Here is a 24,528-nt window from a genome sequence, read left to right on the forward strand (position 1 = left end):
ATTCACCAGATCCTGCGACACCGCATTCCCGTCGATCGCAGTGATCCGGTCGCCCTTCCTGAGTCCGGCCTCCCACGCGGGCGAATCCTTGTAAATCGCTCCGACCATGGCGTCGCCAGTCGCATCGATTTCCACTCTCATACCGCTTTGAATGTTTTTCGCCACGGAAGGCGCCACCGTCTCGTCGGGAATTACCCACGCCTTGCGATCCTGATAGTCGAACGTCAAAGCCGACGTCATGAATACATCGTCACCAAGATCGCCGGCGGTCTCTGTATCGCTTACCAGTCCCACGTCCAAAGCAGGGAACAGCGCGACAGGTTTCGGTACGGTTAGCTGACCGACCTCGATTGATGCGAGCCGACCCATAAACACAGGCGATCCCTTACCGGACGAGCCAGACATCAACCCGCCATCATACTTGCGGCTCGGCATCTGTCCCGCATGAAGCAAAGCAAATGGCCCGTTGACGATCAATGCCACATTCGAACCGGTATCGATCCAGAATTGGGCGGGTACGCCATTGACCTGACCCGCCGTCACCGGAAAGGTGTGGTCCAGCATAAAGGGAATGCTAAAACGCGCGTCGTCGGCAGCACTCAGGTTTGGGTGAAGTGCGAGCGTGAGCGAATGGTGCGGATAGTCGAAGGTGGTCACGAATCGGTCTAATAGCTCGGTGCCGATAACGCCATCCAGCGGCATGGGTCCGCCTCTGGCCCCGCCGCCCAAATCAGCTTCCTTGCCGTACAAGCCATGTATACGAGCGTCGCCAAGACGAAACTCCGGCAGTTTCACAATGCGCTCAACAAAAGCATTTCCATCGATGTCGGTGTCGCTCCCTTCCCCCACGGCTTTCAATCCGAGCTGGGCGATTGTCTTCGACGATAGCTGCAGCGTGGCCCCCGTGTCGACCATGAAGTTAAAGGGTCCCTTGCCGTCGAGGAACACGTCGACGAAGAGCTGGCCCTCGATCCGCATCGGCACGGTTGTACTGGTTGCCGAGTCGATTCCGTAGTCGGTCAAGCGGGTTTGGGGTTTTGCCGACAGGGTGGCCACTTCAGCCGGCGTGGCTGTAGAGCGTACCCGAGCCGTATGCAGCACCCACCGCGTGCCGTCACGGTCGACGAATGTTTGCCCAAGGGGGACGGCGTGCAGCGCACCGCTCCCGTATGCCGCATACGATGTGGTCGCCACGGCCGGTTCGTCACGACGCGTCCATTTGAGCGGCAAATGCGACTCGCGCGAGATCCACACCTTCGTGACCTTGCCGCCTTGAGGCACGACCTCGAGAATGTCCACCACGTCTGCGCCTTGCGACTCCTCGCCATCGTATCGCACCTCTGCAGGCCAGCATGCATTGGCGAGGCCGCCGCTTGCCCAATAAATGTCACTGACGAGGCCGGCGCGGAAGCCGGGGAAATCGGCGTCGCGTATCGTCGCGTTTCCGTCCCGAACCCAGACGCCCGTTTTCGTGGCACCGATGGAAAAGTCGAGGTCCCCCAGTCCGGCTATTTTGATGATGCCAGCTTGCGTCCCGGGGTCTGTCGCGATCAGGAAGTGTCCGTTCAGGCCGCCGGATGCGACGTCGCCCTCGATGATACGTGGGCCGCAGACCGTCACGCCGTTGACGGATGACGTATCCCGCAGTTGGGTAACGATCGACGCGGCGCGGTCAGCGGCGACATCGGTTGTCGCAGCGCCCGCTGGCCGGCTGAGCACGACGGCCATCAGGCCAAAGACTCCTACGAAACGGCTGATGCGGAGGGCAACGAGACAGGAACGTTCTAGTTTTCTGTTCATGGACCAACAGGGGAGGAAGAGCACAGAAATATCGCGCGGAATCAAGACAACCAGCATCGTACCCGATGCCAATATTTTCCTGTCACCGGCCCGTCGATCCCTTGGCACCTCCCTCAACGATTTACTTGACATCTAAAATATCGAGGACTAAATTACCTAACAGATTGCAACCGGAGTGGCAGCATGCGCATCGTCTGTATTGGAGGAGGACCGGCCGGCCTGTACTTTGGGCTGTTGATGAAAGGCCGTAACCCGGCGCATGACGTCACGGTCATCGAACGCAACCGGCCCTACGACACGTTCGGTTGGGGCGTGGTGTTCTCGGACCAGACGCTCGGCAACCTCCGCGCGGCAGACGCACCGAGCGCGGACGCGATTCTCGATGCCTTCAATCACTGGGACGACATCGAGATTAATTTCCGCGGCGAGATGATCCGCTCGTCCGGTCACGGCTTTTGCGGCATCGGCCGTAAGCGGCTGTTGAATATCCTGCAGGCGCGTTGCGAAGCGCTCGGCGTCAAGCTGGTGTTCGAAACCCAGGTGACGGATGACGCTAACTACGACGCCGATCTGATCATCGCCTGCGACGGCGCGAACAGCGCCATTCGTCAGAAGTATGCGGCAACCTTCCAGCCCGACATCGACATGCGCGATTGTCGCTTCGTCTGGCTCGGCACGAAAAAGCTCTTCGAAGCATTCACGTTCGCCTTCGAAGAAACCGAATGGGGCTGGTTCCAGGCCCACGCATACCGGTTCGACGATCAGACCTCCACGTTCATCGTCGAAACACCGGAGCGCGTCTGGCGCGCCGCCGGTCTCGACGAGATGAGCAAGGAAGACAGCATCGCCTTCTGCGAAAAGCTGTTTGCCAAGTATCTGGACGGCAATGCGTTGCTCTCGAACGCCGCGCATCTGCGTGGCTCGTCGCAATGGATTCGCTTTCCGCGCGTGGTCAATCGGGAATGGGTGCACTGGCGCAGCAACGCCAACGGCACGCCGGACACACCGATCGTGCTGATGGGCGACGCCGCCCATACGGCTCACTTTTCAATCGGCTCGGGCACCAAGCTCGCGCTGGAAGATTCGATCGAACTCGCCAACAGCATCGACGCCCATCCCAGCGATTTGGCCGCCGCACTCAAGCACTACACCGAAGTGCGCAGCATTGGCGTGCTGCGCATTCAAAACGCGGCGCGGAATTCGACGGAATGGTTCGAGCATGTCGACCGCTACTCCGCGTTCGAACCGGAGCAGTTTGCGTACTCGCTGCTCACGCGCTCACAGCGCATCTCGCATGAAAATCTGCGTGAGCGCGATGCGGGCTACGTGTCCGGGTTCGAAGACTGGCTTGCGTCACGCTCCGGTATTGAACGTGCACCGGCAAAACATTCCGTTCCGCCAATGTTCACACCGTTCAAGTTGCGCGGCGTGACACTCAAGAACCGTGTGGTGGTTTCGCCGATGGCCCAGTACTCCGCCGTCGATGGTATCGCCGGCGACTATCACCTCATGCATCTGGCCGCGCGTGCGATGGGGGGCGCCGCACTCGTGATGACGGAAATGACTTGCGTCTCGCCTGAAGCGCGCATCACCCCGGGATGTCCCGGCATGTACGCACCGGAACATCTCGCCGCCTGGAAACGCATCGTTGAACTCGTGCATCGGCAGTCGGATGCGAAGATCGGCATGCAGCTGGGGCATGCAGGCGCCAAAGCATCGACGCGCGTGAGTTGGGAAGGCATCGATCAACCGCTGCCTGAAGGCAACTGGCCACTTGTGTCGGCCTCACCGCAGCAGTATTTGCGCGGCATCAGCCAATGGTCACGCGAAGCGAGCCTCGACGATTTACGCGAAATCGAGGCGCAATTCGTTCGCTCAACCGAGATGGCCGCACAAGCGGGCTTCGACTGGCTCGAACTGCACTGCGCCCACGGCTATTTCCTGTCGAGCTTCCTCTCGCCGTTGACCAATCAGCGTAACGACGAATACGGCGGTTCGCTGCAAAACCGCCTGCGTTATCCATTGCAAGTCTTCGCGGCGATCCGCAAGGTCTGGCCGCAAGACAAGCCCATTTCGGTGCGCATTTCCGCTCACGACTGGGTGGACGGCGGCACCACGCCAGACGACGCGGTGGAAATCGCACGTGCCTTCAAGGCAGCCGGCGCGGACATGATCGACGTTTCGTCGGGCCAGGTGAGCAAGGAAGAAAAACCCGTCTACGGTCGCATGTTCCAGACGCCGTTTGCCGATCGCATCCGTAACGAAGCCGGTATCGCGACGATCGCCGTCGGCGCGATCTCCGAAGCGGATCACGTAAACAGCATCATCGCGGCCGGCCGCGCGGATCTCTGCGCGGTAGCACGGCCACATCTGGCCAATCCTTCGTGGACGCTCAACGAAGCCGCGAAAATCGGCTATTTCGATGTGATGTGGCCGAAGCAATACACGGCGGCGAAATCGCAACTCGAACGCAATCTCGAGCGTGAGCGCGCTCAGGCCGCGGCAAATGCAGGGCTCTCGCCGCAAGAACGCGCACAACGCGCAGAAGGAACGGTGTGAATACAGAACTCTCCGGGCTGGCTGGAAAACACGCTGTCGTCACAGGCGGCGGCAGCGGCATCGGTGCAGCCACCGCCGCAGCGCTGGTGCGCGCCGGAGCGCGCGTCACGTTGATGGGCCGCGACGCTGCCCGCCTTGCTGCGCAGCGCGACGCGTTGAGCGTGCTAGACAAATCTGACTCAACTAGCGCAGCAGGCGAACTCACGTGCATCACGGTAGACGTGGCGCGGGAAGCCGCCGTCATCGCCGCATTCGAACAAGCCGGTCCTGTCGACATACTGATCAACAATGCGGGACAAGCGCAAGCGGCGCCGTTCACGCAGACCGATATGGCGCTCTGGCAACGCATGCTCGACGTCAACCTCACCGGTGTATTCCTCTGCACGCGCGCCGTGCTGCCCGGCATGCTCGAACGCGGCTATGGCCGCATCGTCAATATTGCCAGCACGGCGGGGCAGATCGGCTATGCCTACGTCGCCGCTTATTGCGCTGCAAAGCATGGCGTGATCGGTCTGACCCGTTCGCTCGCACTCGAAGTCGCTGCCAAAGGCATCACCGTCAACGCAGTCTGCCCCGGTTACACTGAAACCGAACTGCTGCGCGCCTCGCTCGACCAGATCACCAGCAAGACCTCGCGCAGCGAGAAGGAAGCGCGCAGCATCCTGCTGCGCAACAACCCGCAACAACGCTTTGTGGCGCCGGACGAAGTCGCCAATGCCGCCCTGTGGCTGTGCATGCCGGGCTCCGCGGCGATAACCGGCCAATCCATTTCCGTCTCGGGGGGAGAAGTCACATGACCCGTGCAGCTAGCGCTAAAAAGGCGGCATCCACGGAAGCAAAGCCGGCACGCAAAGGCGTCGCGAAACCTGCAGAGAATGTCGTCGACATGGAAATGAGCACCGGCGTCGACAGTCATATGGGCCTGCGTCTGTGGCTGCGCATGCTCACCACGACCAACCTCGTGCAAGCCGAACTGCGCAAACGCCTGCGCAGCGAATTCGACACCACGCTGCCCCGCTTCGACCTGATGGCCCAACTCGAGCGTCATCCCGAAGGCCTGAAGATGACCGAGCTCTCGCGCCGGTTGATGGTCACAGGCGGCAACGTGACCGGCATTACCGATCAGCTCGAACAGGAAGGCCTCGTGGTACGCGACGCGGATCCGAACGATCGCCGCTCGATCAGTGTGCGTCTGACACCCGACGGCCGCAAGCTGTTCGACCGCATGGCTGTAGCGCATGAACAATGGGTCGTCGAAATGTTCGGCGGCCTCAGTCTCGATGAGAAGTCACGCACGCATCAGCGTCTCGGCAAGCTCAAGAAACATCTGCTCGACAACCTCACGGGTTGAGCGGCACCGAACTGGAGAAGATATCCATGACACGATCCCACGTCGACGCGTTGCTTGACGGCAATCGCGTAAAGCTGGCGGGCTACGAAGCCAAACACTTCGGCTGGTCGGTAAACGGGAAAGTCGCGACGATCACGTTGAACCGTCCTGAACGCAAGAACCCGCTGACCTTTGAATCGTATGCCGAGCTGCGCGACCTGTTTCGCCAGCTTGCGTACGCAACGGATGTGAAGGCCGTCGTGATCCACGGTGCCGGTGGCAACTTCTGCTCGGGCGGCGACGTGCACGACATCATCGCACCGTTGATCGATCTGCCGATGCCGGAGTTGTTGCTGTTCACCCGCATGACCGGCGATCTCGTCAAGGCGATGCGCCATTGCCCGCAGCCTGTGATCGCCGCCGTCGACGGTATCTGCGCAGGCGCAGGGGCCATTCTTGCGATGGCTTCCGATATGCGTCTCGGCACCGCGCGCAGCAAGCTCGCGTTCCTGTTTTCGCGCGTGGGTCTTGCCGGTTGCGATATGGGTTCGTGTTCGATCCTGCCGCGCATCATCGGTCAGGGACGGGCGTCGGAATTACTGTTCACCGGCCGCTCGGCAAGCGGTGACGAAGGTTACGCCTGGGGTTTCTATAACCGTCTGTGCGATCCCGATGCGCTGCTTGATGAAGCGGCCAAGCTTGCCGCGGAGCTCGTCTCCGGGCCCACGTTCGCGCACGGCATCACCAAGAAGATGCTGCATCAGGAATGGAGCATGAGCATCGACGAAGCGATCGAATCCGAGGCACAAGCGCAGGCCATCTGCATGAGCACGCATGATTTCGAACGTGCTTATCGCGCGTTCGCGGCCAAGACGCGTCCTGTATTCGAAGGAGACTGAGTTGAGCACTTCCGGCAAGATCGATCTTCATAGCGCGCTGGCGTGGCCATTCTTCGAAGACCGTCATCGCGAGCTCGCAGCGGGTATCGAAGCCTGGTGCGTCACGCATCTCGCTGACGCAGAACACAACGCGGATGTCGATGCAACCTGCCGTCATCTGGTACGCGAACTGGGCGCTGCAGGCTGGCTGAAATATGGCGTCGGCGGCACTGCATATGGTGGGCACGGCGACACCATCGACACGCGCGCCGTCTGCCTGTTGCGCGAAACGCTTGCGAAGCATTCGGGTCTCGCCGACTTTGCGCTCGCCATGCAAGGGCTCGGCTCAGGCGCCATCTCGCTCGGCGGCACGCACGAACAAAAGCAACGGTATTTGCCACGTGTCGCGAACGGCACAGCCATTGCCGCGTTCGCGCTGTCCGAGCCGGATGCAGGCTCGGACGTGGCTGCAATGGCATTGTCCGCGCGAGAAGACAGCGACGCCTATGTGCTCGACGGCGACAAGACCTGGATTTCCAACGGGGGAATCGCCGACTTCTATGTGGTGTTCGCCAGAACCGGCGAGGCGCCAGGCGCACGCGGCATCAGCGCGTTTATTGTCGATGCCGATACGCCGGGCCTCGAAATCGCCGAACGCATCGACGTGATAGCGCCGCATCCTCTCGCGCGCCTGCATTTTGCCGGCGCACGCGTGCCGCGCAGCCAGATGCTGGGCGAATCTGGCGAAGGCTTCAAACTGGCCATGCGCACGCTTGATATCTTCCGCACCTCGGTAGCGGCAGCATCGCTCGGGTTTGCGCGTCACGCCATGGCTGAAGGTCTCGCACGTGCGGCCTCGCGCAAGATGTTCGGCCAGACACTCGGCGACTTTCAGTTGACCCAGGCCAAGCTCGCGCAGATGGCACTGACCATCGATAGTAGCGCCCTGCTCGTCTATCGCGCGGCCTGGTTGCGTGACCAGCGCGAGAGCGTCACACGCGAAGCGGCGATGGCAAAGTGGCACGCCAGCGAAGGCGCGCAGCAAGTGATCGACGCAGCTGTTCAGCTGTGGGGCGGCATGGGCGTGCAAAGCGGCACCGCCGTCGAAATGCTCTATCGCGAGATTCGCGCGCTGCGCATCTACGAAGGCGCCACCGAAGTGCAGCAACTGATCGTGGGCCGCGATGTGCTGAAGGCGCACGCCGCCCTCCATCAGGACAGCAAGAGCAAGTCATGAGCGCCACGTTCGACATGCCCGTACGCATCCGTTTCGCGCATTGCGATCCGGCTGGCATCGTGTTCTTTCCGCAATATCTCGTGCTAACGAACGCATTGGTCGAAGACTGGTTCACCGAACGCCTGAAAATCGACTACGCGCACATGATCAGCCAGCGCCGCATCGGCTTGCCGATCGTCAAGCTCGATTGCGAGTTCTCGCGGGCAAGCCGCATGGGCGAGACCGTCACGCTTACGCTGACGGTGAACTCAATCGGCCGCCGTTCGATTCGAATCGGCATTGTCGGCCATTGCCGCGACGAAGTGCGTTTTCGCGCGAACCAGGTGCTGGTGACAACTTCGCTCGAGACCGGCCAGTCCATCGATATTCCCGACGACATCGCGAGCGCCCTCGCGTCCTTCGCACCACCACCTGCCCTCATCGACGAGCCACGCTCATGAAAAAACCTCTTCTACCCGCCGGCTGGATCAAACCGCGCGGCTATGCAAACGGCGTCGCGGCCGTCGGTACGCAAGTGTTCATCGCCGGTCAGATCGGTTGGGACGCCGAGGCGCGCTTCACGTCAAGCGACTTCGCTGCTCAGGCTATCCAAGCCTTGCATAACATTGTCGCCGTGCTCAACGAGGCTGGCGGCAAGCCGGAACACCTGGTGCGCCTGACCTGGTATGTGACCGACAAGCGCGAATACCTCGCGGCGCTCAAGGATATTGGCCGCGCGTTTCGCGAGCTGATCGGCGACTACGACATCGCCATGAGCGCGGTGCAGGTCGTCGCACTGATCGAAGACGAAGCCAAGGTCGAAATCGAAGCCACTGCAGTGATCCCCTACGAAGCCAGCTAACCGTCCGGGAGAACCTCATGGAACCGTCAGCTCACGTCGATACCTTTGCTCGCGATCATCTGCCGCCGCAGGATCAGTGGCCGGTCTTTCTGCTCGACAATCCCGACATCGCGTACCCGGCGCGCTTTAACTGCGCGACCGAACTGCTTGACCGCACCATCGAAGCTGGGCACGGCGAGCGCCCTGCGATCTGGTCCGACGTGAACGGCGCGCCCCAGGCGACCACCTATCGCGAACTGCTCGCGCTCGTGAATCGCAGCGCACATGTGCTGGTCGATGAGATGGCGCTGCAGCCCGGCAATCGCGTCTTGCTGCGCGGGCCGAATACTTTGCAGATGGCGGTCGCCGCATTAGCCGCGCTCAAGGCCGGGCTTGTGCTAGTGCCTACGATGCCGCTTCTGCGTGCCAAGGAACTCAAGCAGATCATCGATAAGGCGCAGATCTGTGCCGCCTTGTGTGACACACGTCTTACCGAGGAACTTGAGCGTTGCCGCGATCCACAGGATGAGTATTTCTGTCCCGATCTACAGCAGATCCGCCTGTTCCATGATGATGCTCCGGACTCCCTGGAAACACTTGCCGCGAGCAAACCAGAACACTTCATTGCCTGCGACACCGCAAGCGATGACGTCTGCCTGATCGCTTTTACCAGCGGCACGACAGGTTTGCCCAAAGGCTGCATGCACTTTCATCGCGATGTCCTGATGATGTGCGACCTGTTCCCGCGCCACGTGCTTAAGCCCACCGCTAGCGACGTGTTCTGCGGCACGCCCCCACTTGCGTTCACGTTCGGACTCGGCGGTCTGCTGTGCTTCCCGCTTCGGGTCGGCGCTTCTACGGTGCTGATCGAGCGGCTGACGCCTGAGACGTTGCTGCAAACCGTCGAACGCTTTCACGCCACGATCATGTTCACGGCGCCCACCTTCTACCGGCAGATGGCACCGCTCATCCCACGCTTCGATATCTCAAGCCTCAAGAAGACCGTTTCCGCAGGCGAGGCGTTACCCGATTCGACACGGCGGCTATGGCGCGAGGCAAGCGGCATCGAAATGATCGACGGCATCGGCGGCACCGAGCTGATCCATATTTTCATTTCAGCGGCGGGCACAGAGACCCGGCCGCATGCAATCGGCCGCGCTATTCCCGGCTATGTCGTGCAAGCCGTCGACGATGCCATGCAACCCGTACCACCTGGCACCATCGGCAAGCTTGCCGTGCGCGGGCCGACCGGTTGCCGCTATCTGGCCGACGAACGGCAAGCGAAGTTCGTACGCGACGGCTGGAACCTGCCTGGCGACTCTGTCTATCTGGACGCGGACGGCTACGTGTTCTACCAGGCACGCGCCGACGATATGATCGTCTCCGCCGGCTATAACATCTCAGGCCCGGAGGTGGAAAGCGTGCTGCTGCAGCACGACGCCGTAGCGGAATGCGGCGTGATCGGTGCACCCGACGAAACGCGTGGTCAGATCGTCAAAGCGTTTATCGTCCTTAATCCCGGCTACACGGGAGACGACAATCTGGTCGCGCAATTGCAGGATTTCGTGAAGAATAGCGTTGCGCCGTACAAGTATCCGCGTCTGATCGCTTTCGTCGACGCCCTGCCGCGCACCGAAACAGGCAAGCTCAAACGGTTTGCATTGCGCACCCTGTAATACGATGTAGCCTCACGTTCTTCCTTCCGCAACCACCGCAACCATGTTGCATGGGACCATGCGTAGCGCGCTGAAGCGCGAACTCTGGTCAACAGGAGACAGGCATGTCCGCGTCGTTCATTGAAGTCACCGCCCACGATGGCGGCCGTTTCAACGCTTACGTAGCGCGCCCTGCGCAAGGCTCGGGGCCGGGACTCGTGCTGCTACAGGAAATCTTCGGCATCAATGACTTCATGAAGTCGATGGCCGACCGCTTTGCCGAAGAGGGCTATGTGGTGCTGGTGCCCGACCTGTTCTGGCGGATCCAGCCAAATGTCGTGCTCGGCTATGACGACGCCGATATGCAAACCGCGCTCGGTTATCTGCAGCGCTTCGATATCGACCGCGCCATCGACGACGTCGAAGCAACCATCAGCGCGTTACGCGCGCTGCCGGAGCAGGCAGGCAAGGTCGGCACAATCGGGTACTGTCTGGGCGGCAAGCTCGCCATGCTAAGCGCTGCCCGCACCGACGTGGACTGTGCAGTCAGTTATTACGGCGCCGGGCTCGAAGCCTATCTGGACGAAGTGTCAGCCATCCGCTGTCCGATGGTGTTCCACTTCCCCGAACAGTACGCGCACTGCCCGCCCGAAGTTCGCGAGCGCATCAGCAACGCGCTAAAAACCCGGCCGCAGATCGAGCAGTACGTCTACGCGGGATGCGATCATGCATTCGCAAATCCCTCACGCAAGAGCTACGACAAACCCGCCACGATGATGGCGTACTCGCGCACCCTCACACTGCTGCGCAAGGTGCTGGGGCCGGTGTACGACCTGAATACGCTGTGGGAACAGCACTGTTACTACGAGTTCGCCACGCGCGATGTGGACGCGGTCATGCCGACCATGGTTGCGCAGCCTTACGTCAATCACGTGCCGACGATGACGGGCGGCGTGGGCCACGACAATCTCAAGCGCTTCTACACGCATCACTTCGTTCACTCGAACCCTGAGGATACGAAGCTGATTCCGATCTCGCGGACGATCGGCGCGGACCGCATCGTCGACGAATTCATTTTCAGCTGTACGCATACGTGCGAGATCGACTGGCTGCTGCCGGGTGTTACGCCCACGGGCAAGTATTTCGAAGTGCCGATGCTGGCCGTGGTTTGCTTCCGCGGCGACAAGCTGTACAACGAGCATATCTACTGGGATCAGGCGTCGGTGCTGGTGCAGGTGGGACTGATCGATCCGGTGGGGTTGCCGGTGGCGGGTATCGAGAGTGCGCGCAAGCTGCTTGATGAGACGCTACCGTCGAATCAGCTCATGGGCGCGAAGGCAAAGGTGTAAGCGGCGCTGCGCGTACGGGCGCAGCGCTCACTCAACCAGACTGACCTCAAGCGTGCGCTGATCGATCCGCCCATGATCATCAATCGCCCGCACGCTGTAACTACCCGCCGTGCGCGGCTGCCAGTAAAGCGCCGCGCCCGGATCGCTACGGCCCACATACGCGTCGTTGACGAACCAGTACAGCGCATGCGCATCGGCATCCGTGGTGGCATTGAAGGCGATACGCTCCTGGCCAAGCTGCTTCAGACGCATCGCATAGATACTGCCGCGCACGGGTGAGGTAATCTGCGGTGGATAGCCATCCGGCGTGCCCGCATTGCGGCACTCGGGATTTTGCGGCGGCTTGCGGCGCGGAATACCTGCTTGCGCAAAAACCTGCTGTAGATCGGACGGCCAGAACTCAAATACTTCCTGATGCGTGCGTTTGCCCGTATACGGCGGACACGCCGGCAGGCCGCTCGCATCGTCGATCACCACCGGACGATGCACATTGCTCACCCGGATCGGCGACTTGCCAGGAATGAACCACGTCCAGCCCTTTTCCGGACACCATTCGTTAGGCAGTTCGCCACTGGCAAGACAGATCTGTACGCGCTTAACGTTGCCCGGCCTAGGTCTGAACGGCTCGGCAAGCTGCGGACGTTCCGCTTCAAGTCCATCGACGATCTGGAAAAACAACGGCGCAGCGGCATCCACACCCACGAATGCCTGATTGCTGGTGCTGTCGAAATTGCCCACCCAAACGATTAGCACGTAAGGGCCGAACACGCCCGCGGTCCACGCATCGCGAAACGCCCATGACGTGCCGGTCTTCAAGTACACCGGCAGATGAGACGGCTGCGCACCGGTGGTCTCGTCCGGCCGCAGATGCTGGCGCAGCATATCCATGACCATGAAGCTCGCTTCGTCGCTCAGCATGCGCGTACCCGGCACCTGAGGATCGCTGGCGAGCAGGCGCAGCGGCTTCAGTTCGCCGCGATTGGCGAGCATCGCATAAAGGCCGGCCAGATCCTGCATGGTCACTTCGCCGCCGCCGAGCACCAGCGCGAGCCCGTAGTGCTGCTCGCTCGCCAGATGCCCGATGCCGGCCTGCTGCAGGAACTGATACAGATCGGGCTGATGCAATTGTGACGCCACCCAAACCGCCGGAATATTGCGGCTGCGGTTCAACGCATCGGTGGCGGTGATCGGCCCGAGGAAATGGCCGTCGAAATTCTCCGGCGTGTACGGGCCGAACGAGGTCGGCACGTCACGCAGCACAGTCTGTGGATGCAACACGCCCTGGTCGAAGCCGAGTGCATAGATGAACGGTTTGAGCGTCGACCCCGGCGAGCGCCGCGCCAAAGTGCCGTTCACCTGACCTTGTATCGAGCGGTTGAAATAATCCGCGGAGCCGACCATTGCCTTGATGCCCATATCGCGCGTATCCACCAGCATGGCCGACGCATTGCGAATCCCGATCCCGTTGTTACGTGCAACGTAGCGAGCAATTTGGCGCTCGAGGATATGCTGCAGATCCAGATCGAGCGTAGTTCGCAGGCGCGATTCTCGATCTTCGCCGTCTATCTGCCGCGCCGCCAACAGTTGCTCCACCGCATGCGGCGCCTCGAACGGCAGGCGCGACAACGGCCGGATATTCAATGGCAATGCGAACAGCGGTTTAAGCGAGGCATCCTGCGGATGGCCGGTCAGCCAGCGCGCGTACAGGCGGTTGCGTGACGTCGTGAGCTGTGGGTTGATTACACCATCGGCACCGGCTGGCCCTCGTGTCGGTACTCGCGGCAAACGGCGCGCCGGATCCTGCGGAATCACGGCCAGCGTCAATGCTTCCGGCAAGCTCAACGCGCCCACCGACTTGTTGAAATACGCGATGCTGGCCGCGCCGGCCCCTTCAACGTTTCGACCATACGGCGCATCGTTCAGATACGCCTCGAGAATCTGCTGCTTCGAATAAAACAGCTCGAGCTGGACCGCGCGCCCGGCCTGCTTTAGCTTGCCCCACGGCGTACGCGTATTGAGCTGCCATAGCGAGCGCGCCAGTTGCATGGTGATGGTCGAGCCACCCTGCGGGTCGCCGTGCCGCACGTAGGTGACCCACGCGCCGCGCGCGAGGCCGTATGGATTGAAACCGGGATGCCAGCGATACCAGCGGTCTTCGTGCAACAGCACCGCGTCCACCAGCTGCGGCGACATATCCTTGAGCGGCACCCACAGGCGAAAGCGATCGTCGCTCGCCAGCGTCAGGCGCAACAGACGGCCGTGATCGTCGTAGAAAGCTGTGGAGGAAGGTTTCCAGCCCTGCAGCGAAGGATGCGGCCACAGACGGCAGCCCACTAGCACACCCACGACGAGCAGCGCGCCGACCAGCCAGCGGTGCAGCCAGCGGCCACACGCATGCAGCAAGGAACGAAGTAAAGACACGATGATGAGATTCGCAGAAAGCTGGAACGGCGTCGCTTGCCGGGCCACACGTAATCGGCTTTCGCTTCAGACGTGTGGCCACGGGATCACGGTGTGCGTACCACCGTTAGCGTAGCGCCTCCCGGCGAACGGGCCTGGATCCGGCGATCGTACATCGACTCGCCGAAAGCCGGCGGCACGATGAAGGTGCCGGCGTTGCTGGCCTTGATGCGATACACGAACTCCTTGACGTCCGGTGTCGCGGTTCCGTAGATCACGACACGGTCTTCGCGGATATCCGCGTACTCGGGCTGCCAGGTCGAGCTCGACAGACCGATCGGCGAGCGGTACGGCGCAGCCTTCGCGTCGCTGTCGCTGCTGTCACTGTTGTTATCGCCGTTGTTGTTGTCGCTATCGCTACTGTTGTTGTCAGCCTGGCTGGCCTGACCACCTTGATCCCCCTGACCACTCTGTGCGCTATTGCTGTCGTCCGTCTGGCTGTCGGCAGCAGGCGGCGGCTCGATCACTGGCTCAAAACCACCCGGCAGCAGATCGACAATCGCCACATTGCCCACGCCCTCGTCGCCCGTCGCGCGAATCTTCACGTGGACCTCGATCTCCTCGCCCAACGTAATCTTGTCGAGCGGTTTGCCGTTGGTATCGGTGTAGTCGCGCACGATCTCGAGGCCGTTCTTGATCGCCTTGTCCGGCACGCCACGGTCGTAGCCCGTCTGACTGCTGACGCGCCACGCCGGCAAGCTGCTGCCGTTGACGAAACGCAGTTTCGTTGCCGCCGCACTCCAGCTACCCGACTGCAACAGGTTGCCCTGCAGCGTCGAGATCGCCTTGACGCTGCCGTCGGCATGCACTTCGTCGATCGCCAGCTTGTCGACACCGGTTGCGTTCAAACTCCCGTAAGCGTCAAGCGCGAGCACCGTCATGGACGACGACAACGTGTTGAACTGATTGCGCGCCAGCGGCCCGGCGATGTTCTCCATCACCTGCGGCGACAACCCCTTCGCCCGGTCAGGGAAGTACTTCGACAAGAGATACAGCACGCTCGCATCGCGCGTCAGCGGATCGGTGTAGTAACCATACTCAAACTTCGCGGGATCCTGCTTGCGTTCCAGTTCGCGCTGCGGACCGGCGATCAGCGTGTTCGCCTCCTTGTCCTGCTTGAGCAGTTCATAGGAAGCAGCAAGCCACGCGGCTGCGAGATCGTTCTTCCAGTCGTTGGGGAACGCCTCCTGCAAGCGCTTCTGCACCGCAGCCAGATCGTTGGTCGTCACGTTCCCCTGGCGGGTCAGCAGATAGACCGCATAGGCACGCTGACGCAGCAAGTCGAGCGAATCCAAGCTGTCGTCGCTCGCGAGCTGATGCAGATACTGGTTGCCTGCGTCGAGCACGTCGCCCGGCACGGTGACACCCCGATCGCGCGCCTCCAGCAGGAAGTGCATGGCATACGCCGAGATGAACGGCTCAGCATCTGGCGTCGCGGACCACAGTCCGAAGCCGCCTTGACTGTTCTGACGAGTGCGCAGCACGTCGAGCGCTTGCGCCAGCGCCTGGTCGTTGGTGACTTGTGGGTCGCCGTTAGCGGGTTGCAGCGCGTGTGTCAGTGCAGGCACCGACGGCCACTTCGATGCAATCAGCCGCGGCATCGCCGCACTGACAATCTGCTCGCTGCAGTAGTTCTGCACGTTGACGAGCCACGACGTCAGGCCTTCCGACAACACCACAGGCACCGTCGAGATGCTCGCATCGCGCGAAGCATACGCGTCGTACATCTTGCGCAAGCCTGGCAAATCCGTGTTGCTGTTCGCGCCGACGCGGGCAATATCGACCTGCGACCGATACGCGGCCGCCGGACGCACGGACAGATCGAGGCTCTGCGCTGCCGATTTGCCTGCATAGCTCGCGGTAAAGCTCAGGTTGCCCGAACCCAGCGTATCGGTCGCCTTGACGCGGAACAGCGCCACGCCCTCATGCATCTGCGCGAGGCTCAGGTTTTGCGATGCATTGCCGAGTACCTTCAGCTGCGGACCGGTCTTCAGCGTCACCGTCACGGGTACCGGTTTGTCGCCGAGGCCCGTGAGATTGTTGGCCACGCCCACGCTGACCTCAGCTTCATCTCCAGGGGCCAGCACATTGGGCACGTTCGGCGACAACACAAAGTCGCCGCGCACCGTGGTGGCCGCTTCGACGGTGCCCACGAGATCCGGCGACACCGACACCGCCATCACCCGCAGCTTGCCGTTGAAGTAATCGGGCACGGTATAGCTCACGTCCTTCTCGCCATCCACATCGACGATGCCCGACCAGTACACCACCGGCTTGTCGCGTTTGCGCTTGAACGGATTGAGCTGGCTGCCGATAGCGTCATCCGCGTCGCCGCCGGGCGCCGCCATCGCCATCAGCTTCTCGAAGTCCGGCAGGATCAGATCAAGAATCTGCGAGGTGCCCACTTCGAGCATGCGCTTGCGGAAGAAGAACTTGAGCGGATCCCCAAGCTTATAGCGGGCGACCTGCAGAATGCCCTCGTCTACCGCGAACACCACGACCTTGGTCGGATGCGCCGCGTGCAGCTTGAACGTCACCGTCTGTCCTGGCTTGACCAGCGGCGGCGCATCGAGCGTGAGCGCGTTGCGGCGCGCGTCCATGTTCACCGAGAACGGCACGACGCCATAGCTCAGCGGGCTCATGAAAACCTCGTCCGACGACGGATCGCGGATGTACTGCACGTTGATATAGCCGTTACCCTCGAAGCCCGGTGGAACGGTGATATGTTGAACCGAACTGGTGGTATCGGCATGGAACCACGCGTGAGCGTAGACCTTGTCGCGCTCGATAGTAATCAAACCGCTACCCGCATACGGCGCGCGAATCGCGATCTCCACCGGCTCGCCCTGGGCGTAGTCATGCTTGCTCAGGTTGATCTGCAACTCTGCATTGCGATCCAGCGAACGGGACACGTTGGCGTCGCCCGCCACCGAATACTCGACGCGATTCACTTCCGTTCGATCAGCACTCCGGATAATCAGCGCGTAGTTGCCCGGCTTGTCGGTCGGCAGCGTGTAGTCCAGACCAGCGGCCGGAATCGTCAGCGGATTTTCGCTGATCGGCACTTCCTTAAGACGTGAGTCGTACTTGTAGACGCCCGAGTCCTGTTTGGTCAGCACCGACACATAGCGCCGCTCGACCAGTTGCGCCTTCAGGTCTTTCAGCTCGATCGACTTGGCCTGCGGATTGATCGCGACCAGATGCACCGTACGCGGACTGCTGCGCTTTACGTAGTCGAGATCGTCGACCGACTTGTAGCCGACCAGCCAGTCGTCGCTGGAGACCAGCGTCTGCACGTTCGCCGCTACGCTGCGGCCACCGTCCGCCTCATACGCCTTGGTCAGAAAATACAGCTGATAGGTCGCATCCGCGTATTTCTTGAGGTCGAGATCAAACTCGGCGTGCCCCTTGTCGTCGGTCTTGCCATCTTGCAGATTGGTCGTGTAACCCTCCTGCGCACGACGGACGTCGAAGAAGTGATAGTCCTGCCAGCTGCGGAACTCCGGCCATACCGGACGCAGCGTCAGCGAAGCCTCGACGCGCCGGTCAGCCGCAGGCGTGCCGAACAGATTCTGCGCGTCGACGATGCCCTTCAACTGATCCGGCTTGACCCACCCTTCCGCCACCTGCGAAGAGAGCTTGGCCTCGACCTTCATGCGATCCGGCAGAAACTCCTTCACTTGCACCGTGGTCGAGCCGATCGGCTGATCCGTCGCCTCGCCATCCTTGACGATATAGAGGTTCACCGTCCACGCACCAGTCGGCGCCGTTTCGGAAGGCGTATACGCCAGCTCGCTAAAGCCGGAATTGTCGACGCTAATCGGCATACGCTGAACCGTGATGCCACGCGGATCGACGATCTCCGCCTGCAACGGCACGCCGGCCGGACTACGCGCCCAGCTCGCCGCACGCACGATCAGGCCGATATGGAACAGATCGCCCGGCCGGTAAATGCCGCGGTCCGAGAACAAATACGCGGACAACTGACCTTCGCTGGTCGGATTGCGCTCGCCGCCCACATCGAAACGCGAGAAGTCGAGCTGGCGGTCCTGGCCGCCTACCGGCAGGAACGACAGGTCATCGTCCTTCTTCACGACGTATAGCGTCGGCCGCTTCTCGTGATCCAGTCCCTTGAAGGTCGGGAAGTGCACCATACCATCGGCAGTGGTGTCCTGGGTGTACAGCGTCTGACCATTGAGCGCCAGCACCGACACCGTCGCGCCGCCCACCGGTTGCCCGGTGTGGATCGACTGCACAAAGACATCCTGGCTGCCGTCGAGCGCGCGCTTGACGAGCATGCCCAGATCCGTGACCACGATCATGCGCGTATCGGTCGGCGACTGGTCGTCGCCGTTGCTGCTGTCGTCGCTCGAATCGCCGTTGGCGTCGCCGTTGTCATTGCCGGAGTCGTCACTGGAACTGGCATCCCCGCTGGAATCCTGACTCTTTTCCTTGGCGGCCTTTTCAGCCGCTTTTTTCTCGGCGACCGGATCGTAGGCCGACAGATGCAGCAGGAACACGCCGCGCTTGCCGGCCTTCAGATATTGACCGAGGTCCACCCCTTCGTAATGCGCCTGACCCGGACCGGCCTTCGGAAACGCCCGCTTCTCCTCGAAGCGGTCGACGATATGGTCCTCGCTAAAGTTGTAGCCGAGTTCCGGCTTGGTATAGCTGCCTTGATTGAAGCTCACCAGATGCTGCAACTGATCCGGCAACACGCGACCGATTTCAACCTTCATGCCGGGCAGGTTGCGCGACACCACGGAAATCCGCTTGCTGCCGCTTAACGACAACAGTGAGCCATCCGCCATAAAGTGCAACAGCTTCGGATAGTCAGGCACAGTGAACGCCTGAACCGAGGGCTTGCCGAGCATGTAACCGCCGAACGACTTCAGCCCGGAGGCGATCCGCACATACACGCGCTGTCCCGGGTCGGCGTGAAACTTGAAGCTTTGCAGTTCTGCGAATTCGTTTTCGGTCGGCACCAGTTCGAGCTTGAGCGGCTGCGACTGACGCAACACGCTCTCGCTCACGTCCGCGGTGTCCCACTCGTACGGCGGATCGTCGTCCTTCTGATCCGCGTCTGGCTTGCGTTTGGGTAGCACCCAAGCCTTGATCACGCCGCTCAGATCGCTGCCGCGCACGGCGCCGCTGAGTTCTGTGACGAGGACCTGCTCCGGTTCGTAGCGATCGTTGTCGACCAGCGTCGGACTCACGCTATTGACTGCGAGACTATAAAGACCCGGCACGCGCACCACCGACTTCAAAGGGTCTTTGGTGCCCGCACCGCCGCGAGAACTGCGCACACCGCTATCGAGCGTGAGCTGCACCGCGCCGTCGTCGCGCGGCAAATCGAGCGGCTGCGAATGGACCCACGCATTCAGCTTGGGCGTGTCGTAGATCACGGTGAATTTGAGCGGCGTATTGAACTTGCCGTCGCTACCGGCGAGCGCCAGCGAGATGCGCTTTTCGAATTGCGCCGTGTCGACCGGGTAGTTGAAGCTCACCGGCATGATGGTCTTTTTCGCCGCCGCGTTTTGCGGATCCTGATAGAACTCGGCGGCACCCGCCTTGGCGATAAACGGTGCGATGTCGAAAGCCAGATGGTCATCCGCCATCAGCACGTGCGGGGCGAAAGCTTGCTTGATGTCGAAAGCCAGCTCGATATGGGCGCCAACCGGCCAGTCCGCAGCGGGCACGAAGCGCAGCGTGCGATCGTCTGCCCAGCTCCACTCGCCCTTCAGTGCCGGCGTCATCGTGATGCCTTTGGTGACTGTCTTGCCGACCAGTTCGATCGGCGCGGCCGAGCGCGAGAAGTCCACTTCCAGCGGATGAATCGTGATCTTGGGCGTGCCGTCCGCTTGCACATAGTCCGTGACGGCGGGCACCTTGGCCTGAAAGGTAATCCGTTCCGGCTCAGGGGCTTTCGGACGATGCGAATACCAGTGCCAGCCGGCCACTGCCGCGACCACCAGCACGATGGCGCCGAGCAAGCCGCCGGCGAAGCGCCGGGGGCGGCGGCGGATCGCCGCGCCAGTAGCCAGCGCCCATGCGGGAGCCGACCACGAGACGCTGCCGAAGACCGGCCGAGTAATCTTCGCGAGAAGACGGAACAGGCCGCGCACCAGACGCAGCGGCAGAACGAACAGAAATCGCAGAATATCCATGCTTCCCTCATCAAGGATAAGCTTGCGGCTTCTTATCCCCGTTTCCTCTTGCTTTTGTTAGCGCTAGTTTTATTGCTCTTGCCGCCGGATTCGTACTCGTGCCGCTGGTTGCAAAGCCTGCTTCACACGGTAGGATTCCTGGTTCAGATCGCGCTCGGACTTTTTTTCATGCTCAATGCATCCTTTAGATAAAACGAAGGTTTTTTATCGTTAATTGGGCACGGCCGAAAACCAGCAAATCTTCGCCGTATCCTATAAATCTATTCCAGCTGCATTAACAGCTTTCGTGGACACGCCAATCGCCGCCGCGTATCGCAGCGGGTGCGCAGGTTTAAACATCCGGTGGACAGTTTCTAACGCCAATCGCCCCGGCAGATTATTCACTAAAGCGCGGCACCTAGGATAGAGCCACTTTCAATATTGATTGTGACGACCGCAATCGTTAAACCAAAAAACCACAATAAAGCACGGGCAGGGGGCAACCTAACGGGCTGATCAGTCAAACCATTCACCCGATATCCAGCGCCGTGAATTCGAGGCATAAAACCTGCGCTTTTACTTCTCCCTGGACACGAACCTCCTGAAGGCCGATCGTTCGCTCTAAAAGCGCCCCGCCCAACAGAGCTATCATGTGGCACTCCACAGGCCCGGATTCCCCTATGCTGACCGTCCATCATCTGAACAACTCCCGCTCGCAACGCGTCCTGTGGCTGCTTGAAGAGCTCGGCGTGCCGTACGAGATCAAACGCTATGAGCGCGACCCCAAGACCATGCTCGCGCCGCCCGAATTGCGCGCGGTCCACCCGCTCGGCAAGTCGCCGGTCATCACGGACGAGGGCCTCACTATTGCCGAGTCTGGCGCTATCATCGAGTATCTGGTGGACCGTTACGGCCAGGGCCGCTTCGCGCCGGCAGTTGGCACGCCTGAGCGTCTGCGCTATACATACTGGCTGCACTATGCGGAAGGATCAGTGATGCCGCCGTTGCTGCTCAAGCTGGTCGCAACGCGTATCGGCAGCGCTCCGATGCCGTTCTTTGCCAAGCCGATTGCCCGCAAGATCGCCTCGACGCTGCAATCGAGCTTCGTCGATCCGCAGATCAAGCTGCACCTCGGTTACATCAACGATGCACTCACCCCGACCGGCTGGTTCGTCGGCAACGAGTTCAGCGCCGCGGACGTGCAGATGAGCTTCCCGCTCGAAGCCGGCGCCGCGCGCGGCGGACCTGATACCAACATTGCCGCCATTCGCGGTTTTCTGGACCGCATCCATGCGCGGCCGGCGTATCAGCGCGCGCTGGAGCGCGGCGGCAAATATGACCTGCTGAGTTGAGCGCTACCGCCAGCGCGAACGCTCGCTGGCGGACGCTGCAACCCGACTACGGAGATACACTGCATGACACATAACATCGACCAGCGCAAACGCTGGCTTGCCCTGATGGTCCTGTGCCTGGGCGTCCTGATGATCGTGCTCGACTCGACGATCGTGAACGTCGCGCTGCCGTCGATTGCCGCGGATCTTGGCTTCTCCGAAACATCGCTGGTTTGGGTCGTCAACGCCTATATGCTGACCTTCGGCGGCTTCCTGCTGCTCGGCGGCAGGCTGGGCGACCTGTACGGCCATCGCAAGCTGTTTCTGGGCGGCATCACGCTCTTCACGGTGGCCTCGCTCGCCTGCGGCATGGCGAATTCGCAAGTGCTGCTGGTCTGCGCGCGAGCGGTGCAAGGCTTCGGCGGTGCAGTCGTGTCGGCTGTCTCGCTGTCGCTGATCATGAATCTGTTCACCGAACCAGGCGAGCGCGCCAAGGCGATGGGCGTGTATGGCTTCGTGTGCGCCGGTGGCGGCAGCATCGGTGTGCTGGCCGGCGGTCTGCTGACCAACCTCTTGAGCTGGCACTGGATCTTCCTGGTCAATCTGCCGATCGGCATCGCCGTTTACACCATGTGTATCGCACTGCTGCCTGATGGCCGCGGCAGCGCGCACGGCGAACGACTCGACGTTGCGGGCGCGGCGACGATCACCACGTCGCTAATGCTCGCCGTCTACGCGATCGTCAACGGCAACGAAGCGGGCTGGCTGTCGCTGCAGACCATCGGCATGCTGGTCGCCGCGCTGGCACTGCTGCTCCTCTTCTTGCGCATCGAAGCACGCGTGCAGCATCCGCTGATGCCGCTCGGTCTGTTCAAGCTGCGCAACGTCGCCGTGGCGAATGTCGTCGGCGTGCTGTGGGCGGCGGCAATGTTCGCGTGGTTCTTTATCTCGGCGCTTTATCTGCAGCGCGTGCTGGGTTACCGGCCCATGCAGGTCGGGCTCGCTTTTCTGCCCGCCAACCTGATCATGGCGTTGTTTTCGCTGGGCTTGTCCGCGCGGCTCGTGATGCGTTTCGGCTTACGCTTGCCGCTCGGTGTCGGCTTGCTGTTGGCCGCCATGGGACTCGCGTGGTTCGCACGGGCGCCGGTTGACGGCAGCTTTGTCTTCGATGTGTTACCCGGCATGACACTGCTCGGGCTCGGCGCAGGCATCGCGTTCAACCCCGTTCTGCTGGCAGCGATGAGCGACGTCGAGCCGAGCGAATCCGGTCTCGCGTCGGGCATTGTCAACACGGCGTTCATGATGGGCGGCGCTGTGGGTCTCGCGGTGCTCGCGAGCGTTGCCGCGGCGCGCACCGATGCGCTACAGGCGTCCCAGGGGACAGCGGCGGCACTGAACAGCGGTTACCACCTCGCGTTTCTGACCGGAGCGGTTTTTGCTGCGGTGGCGGCACTATTCGGTGCGTCGTTGCTGCGCGCCACCGGGCAACAGGGCAACGCTCATGCGGAGGCGACGGCTGAGTGACGAAAACGTCGCCGCGCCCTCTCTCGATGTCCGCAGTGAGCCGTACTATTTCGCGGGCGCCATGCCTGCGTGCCGCAAACGATCAACGCCTTCGGCAAATGCAAGCACCACCTGTTGCCCGTCCCGTTCGCGGATACTGATCGTCTGGTCGCGTTCGTCGCGCGGCCCGACTGCGACGAAGATCGGCACCTGCATTTCGCGCGCGTCGTAGATCTTCTTTTCTAGCCGTTCCGGCCGGTCGTCGAGGACAACTCTCACGCCGGCCTCTTCAAGCGCCTGCACGACCTGCGCCGCGTACGCTGCGCTTGCGTCGTTGATCGTCGCTACCGCGACCTGTTCCGGAGCCAGCCACATAGGCAGCCAACCTTCGTGATGCTCGAGTAGCAGCGCGATGAAACGCTCCATACTGCCGAGCACCGCGTGATGAATCATTACGGGCCGCTCGCGTTCGTTGCGCTCGTTGACATAGAGTGCATCGAGCCGCTCCGGCAAGACGAAGTCGAGTTGAACCGTGCCGCATTGCCAGCTACGCTCGCGGCTATCGATCAGATGAAACTCCAGTTTGGGACCATAGAACGCCCCCTCGCCCTCGCGCACTTCGAACTGGAGTCCGGCCGCGAAAGCGGCTTGCGCGAGCGCTGCTTCGGCACGATCCCATACCTCATCCGAACCCGCACGCACGGCGGGGCGCGTCGCCAGCGCCACCGAGAATGCCGGGAATCCGAGGTCAGCGTAGACGTGGCGCAGCAAAGCGCAAAAGCGTCCGACTTCAGCTTCGATTTGCGCTTCCATGCAGAATACGTGGGCATCGTCCTGCACGAATGCGCGCGTGCGCTTGAGCCCTTCCAGCGAGCCGGACGGTTCATCGCGATGGCAGGCGCCAAACTCGCTATAGCGCACCGGCAGCTCGCGGTACGAACGCACGCGCTGATTGAACACCTGCACGTGACAAGGACAGCTCATCGGTTTGAGACACAGCGCACGTGCCTCGGAGACGCGTCCTTCACCGCCTGCTTCCTGTCCTTCGGAGAACGAATACATGTTCGTACCGAATTTTTCCCAGTGCCCACTGCGCTCCCACAACGAACGGGCGAGCAGTTGCGGCGTGCGGATTTCGCGGAAGCCCGCGCGTCGCATTCGCTGGCGAATGTAGTCCTCCAGCACGCGGTATAACTCCCAGCCGCGCGGATGCCAGAAGACCATGCCGGGGCCTTCCTCCTGTTGATGGAAAAGGTCTAGCTTGTTACCCAATACGCGATGATCGAGATCGTTCACAGTACGCTCCGTTTGATGTGAGCCATCGACAGAGGGCCATAAACGCCAAGGGCCCCGTCCGTCTCCGGCGGGGCCCTTGGGGGTTTGCAGCAGCTTGTTGCTCTAGCGCGCGCAACCTCCAGACGACCCGCCCATGAGGGTGGTCGTCGTGGTGGTGACAGCCG

Annotated in this window: 15 protein-coding genes; 11 read left to right on the forward strand and 4 right to left on the reverse strand. The window is 61.6% G+C overall.

Features of this window, described 5'->3' with window-relative positions; all coding sequences use genetic code 11:
• Positions 1-1,728: aspartyl protease family protein (locus tag M0954_RS07650; RefSeq protein WP_297352440.1), on the reverse strand; the 1,728-nt coding region annotated here is incomplete at its 3' end.
• 255 nt (positions 1,729-1,983) lie between these two features.
• On the opposite strand from M0954_RS07650, the gene M0954_RS07655 reads away from it, so the two are divergent.
• From M0954_RS07655 to M0954_RS07695, 9 genes are all read left to right on the forward strand, one after another.
• The gene (locus M0954_RS07655; RefSeq protein ID WP_297352442.1) at positions 1,984-4,359 is read left to right on the forward strand and encodes a bifunctional salicylyl-CoA 5-hydroxylase/oxidoreductase; all 2,376 of its coding nucleotides are present in this window, start codon (positions 1,984-1,986) and stop codon (positions 4,357-4,359) included.
• Positions 4,356-5,156: an SDR family NAD(P)-dependent oxidoreductase gene (locus M0954_RS07660; RefSeq protein WP_122157189.1), complete on the forward strand. Its 801-nt coding sequence runs from the start codon at positions 4,356-4,358 to the stop codon at positions 5,154-5,156. The genes M0954_RS07655 and M0954_RS07660 overlap by 4 nt, the downstream gene beginning before the upstream one ends.
• Positions 5,153-5,710: a MarR family winged helix-turn-helix transcriptional regulator gene (locus M0954_RS07665; protein ID WP_123386540.1), complete on the forward strand. Its 558-nt coding sequence runs from the start codon at positions 5,153-5,155 to the stop codon at positions 5,708-5,710. Before M0954_RS07660 ends, M0954_RS07665 begins: the two co-directional genes overlap by 4 nt.
• A 26-nt stretch (positions 5,711-5,736) precedes the next feature.
• Positions 5,737-6,588 (forward strand): enoyl-CoA hydratase family protein, encoded by an 852-nt coding sequence (locus M0954_RS07670; RefSeq protein WP_297352444.1) that lies wholly within the window; start codon positions 5,737-5,739, stop codon positions 6,586-6,588.
• 1 nt (position 6,589) lies between these two features.
• Complete coding sequence (locus tag M0954_RS07675; RefSeq protein WP_133893960.1) at positions 6,590-7,804, forward strand: acyl-CoA dehydrogenase family protein; 1,215 nt, start codon at positions 6,590-6,592, stop codon at positions 7,802-7,804.
• Positions 7,801-8,244: a thioesterase family protein gene (locus M0954_RS07680; protein WP_133893959.1), complete on the forward strand. Its 444-nt coding sequence runs from the start codon at positions 7,801-7,803 to the stop codon at positions 8,242-8,244. Before M0954_RS07675 ends, M0954_RS07680 begins: the two co-directional genes overlap by 4 nt.
• Positions 8,241-8,645, forward strand: coding sequence for a RidA family protein (locus tag M0954_RS07685; RefSeq protein WP_123386543.1), 405 nt, complete (start codon positions 8,241-8,243; stop codon positions 8,643-8,645). Before M0954_RS07680 ends, M0954_RS07685 begins: the two co-directional genes overlap by 4 nt.
• 17 nt (positions 8,646-8,662) lie before the next feature.
• Positions 8,663-10,300: an AMP-binding protein gene (locus tag M0954_RS07690; RefSeq protein ID WP_297352446.1), complete on the forward strand. Its 1,638-nt coding sequence runs from the start codon at positions 8,663-8,665 to the stop codon at positions 10,298-10,300.
• Between the two features lie 104 nt (positions 10,301-10,404).
• On the forward strand, positions 10,405-11,628 hold the full coding sequence (locus M0954_RS07695; RefSeq protein ID WP_297352448.1) for a dienelactone hydrolase family protein: 1,224 nt from the start codon (positions 10,405-10,407) through the stop codon (positions 11,626-11,628).
• 27 nt (positions 11,629-11,655) lie between these two features.
• Here M0954_RS07695 and pbpC read toward each other — a convergent pair whose 3' ends face one another.
• Positions 11,656-14,049 carry a penicillin-binding protein 1C gene (gene pbpC / locus M0954_RS07700; protein WP_297352450.1) on the reverse strand — a complete coding sequence of 798 codons (2,394 nt, stop codon included), beginning with the start codon at positions 14,047-14,049 and terminating at the stop codon, positions 11,656-11,658.
• A gap of 86 nt (positions 14,050-14,135) precedes the next feature.
• Complete coding sequence (locus tag M0954_RS07705) at positions 14,136-20,255, reverse strand: alpha-2-macroglobulin (RefSeq protein WP_297352452.1); 6,120 nt, start codon at positions 20,253-20,255, stop codon at positions 14,136-14,138.
• 659 nt (positions 20,256-20,914) lie between these two features.
• On the opposite strand from M0954_RS07705, the gene M0954_RS07710 reads away from it, so the two are divergent.
• Both M0954_RS07710 and M0954_RS07715 read left to right on the forward strand, forming a co-directional pair.
• The gene (locus tag M0954_RS07710) at positions 20,915-21,586 is read left to right on the forward strand and encodes a glutathione S-transferase (RefSeq protein WP_122157198.1); all 672 of its coding nucleotides are present in this window, start codon (positions 20,915-20,917) and stop codon (positions 21,584-21,586) included.
• A 63-nt stretch (positions 21,587-21,649) separates the two neighbouring features.
• Complete coding sequence (locus tag M0954_RS07715) at positions 21,650-23,089, forward strand: DHA2 family efflux MFS transporter permease subunit (protein WP_123386546.1); 1,440 nt, start codon at positions 21,650-21,652, stop codon at positions 23,087-23,089.
• Positions 23,090-23,134: 45 nt separating this feature from the next.
• Here M0954_RS07715 and thrS read toward each other — a convergent pair whose 3' ends face one another.
• Positions 23,135-24,364: a threonine--tRNA ligase gene (gene thrS / locus M0954_RS07720; RefSeq protein WP_297352454.1), complete on the reverse strand. Its 1,230-nt coding sequence runs from the start codon at positions 24,362-24,364 to the stop codon at positions 23,135-23,137.
• Positions 24,365-24,528: the final 164 nt, after the last annotated feature.

The sequence above is a fragment of the Paraburkholderia sp. genome, assembly GCF_026225065.1.
Taxonomy (GTDB): Bacteria; Pseudomonadota; Gammaproteobacteria; order Burkholderiales; family Burkholderiaceae; genus Paraburkholderia.

Coding starts and splice junctions, on each gene's coding strand:
- M0954_RS07695 (WP_297352448.1), top strand. CDS start 10,405: ATGTCCGCGTCGTTCATTGAAGTCACCGCCCACGATGGCGGCCGTTTC.
- M0954_RS07665 (WP_123386540.1), top strand. CDS start 5,153: ATGACCCGTGCAGCTAGCGCTAAAAAGGCGGCATCCACGGAAGCAAAG.
- M0954_RS07670 (WP_297352444.1), top strand. CDS start 5,737: ATGACACGATCCCACGTCGACGCGTTGCTTGACGGCAATCGCGTAAAG.
- M0954_RS07685 (WP_123386543.1), top strand. CDS start 8,241: ATGAAAAAACCTCTTCTACCCGCCGGCTGGATCAAACCGCGCGGCTAT.
- M0954_RS07715 (WP_123386546.1), top strand. CDS start 21,650: ATGACACATAACATCGACCAGCGCAAACGCTGGCTTGCCCTGATGGTC.
- M0954_RS07710 (WP_122157198.1), top strand. CDS start 20,915: ATGCTGACCGTCCATCATCTGAACAACTCCCGCTCGCAACGCGTCCTG.
- M0954_RS07705 (WP_297352452.1), bottom strand. CDS start 20,255: ATGGATATTCTGCGATTTCTGTTCGTTCTGCCGCTGCGTCTGGTGCGC.
- M0954_RS07655 (WP_297352442.1), top strand. CDS start 1,984: ATGCGCATCGTCTGTATTGGAGGAGGACCGGCCGGCCTGTACTTTGGG.
- M0954_RS07690 (WP_297352446.1), top strand. CDS start 8,663: ATGGAACCGTCAGCTCACGTCGATACCTTTGCTCGCGATCATCTGCCG.
- M0954_RS07680 (WP_133893959.1), top strand. CDS start 7,801: ATGAGCGCCACGTTCGACATGCCCGTACGCATCCGTTTCGCGCATTGC.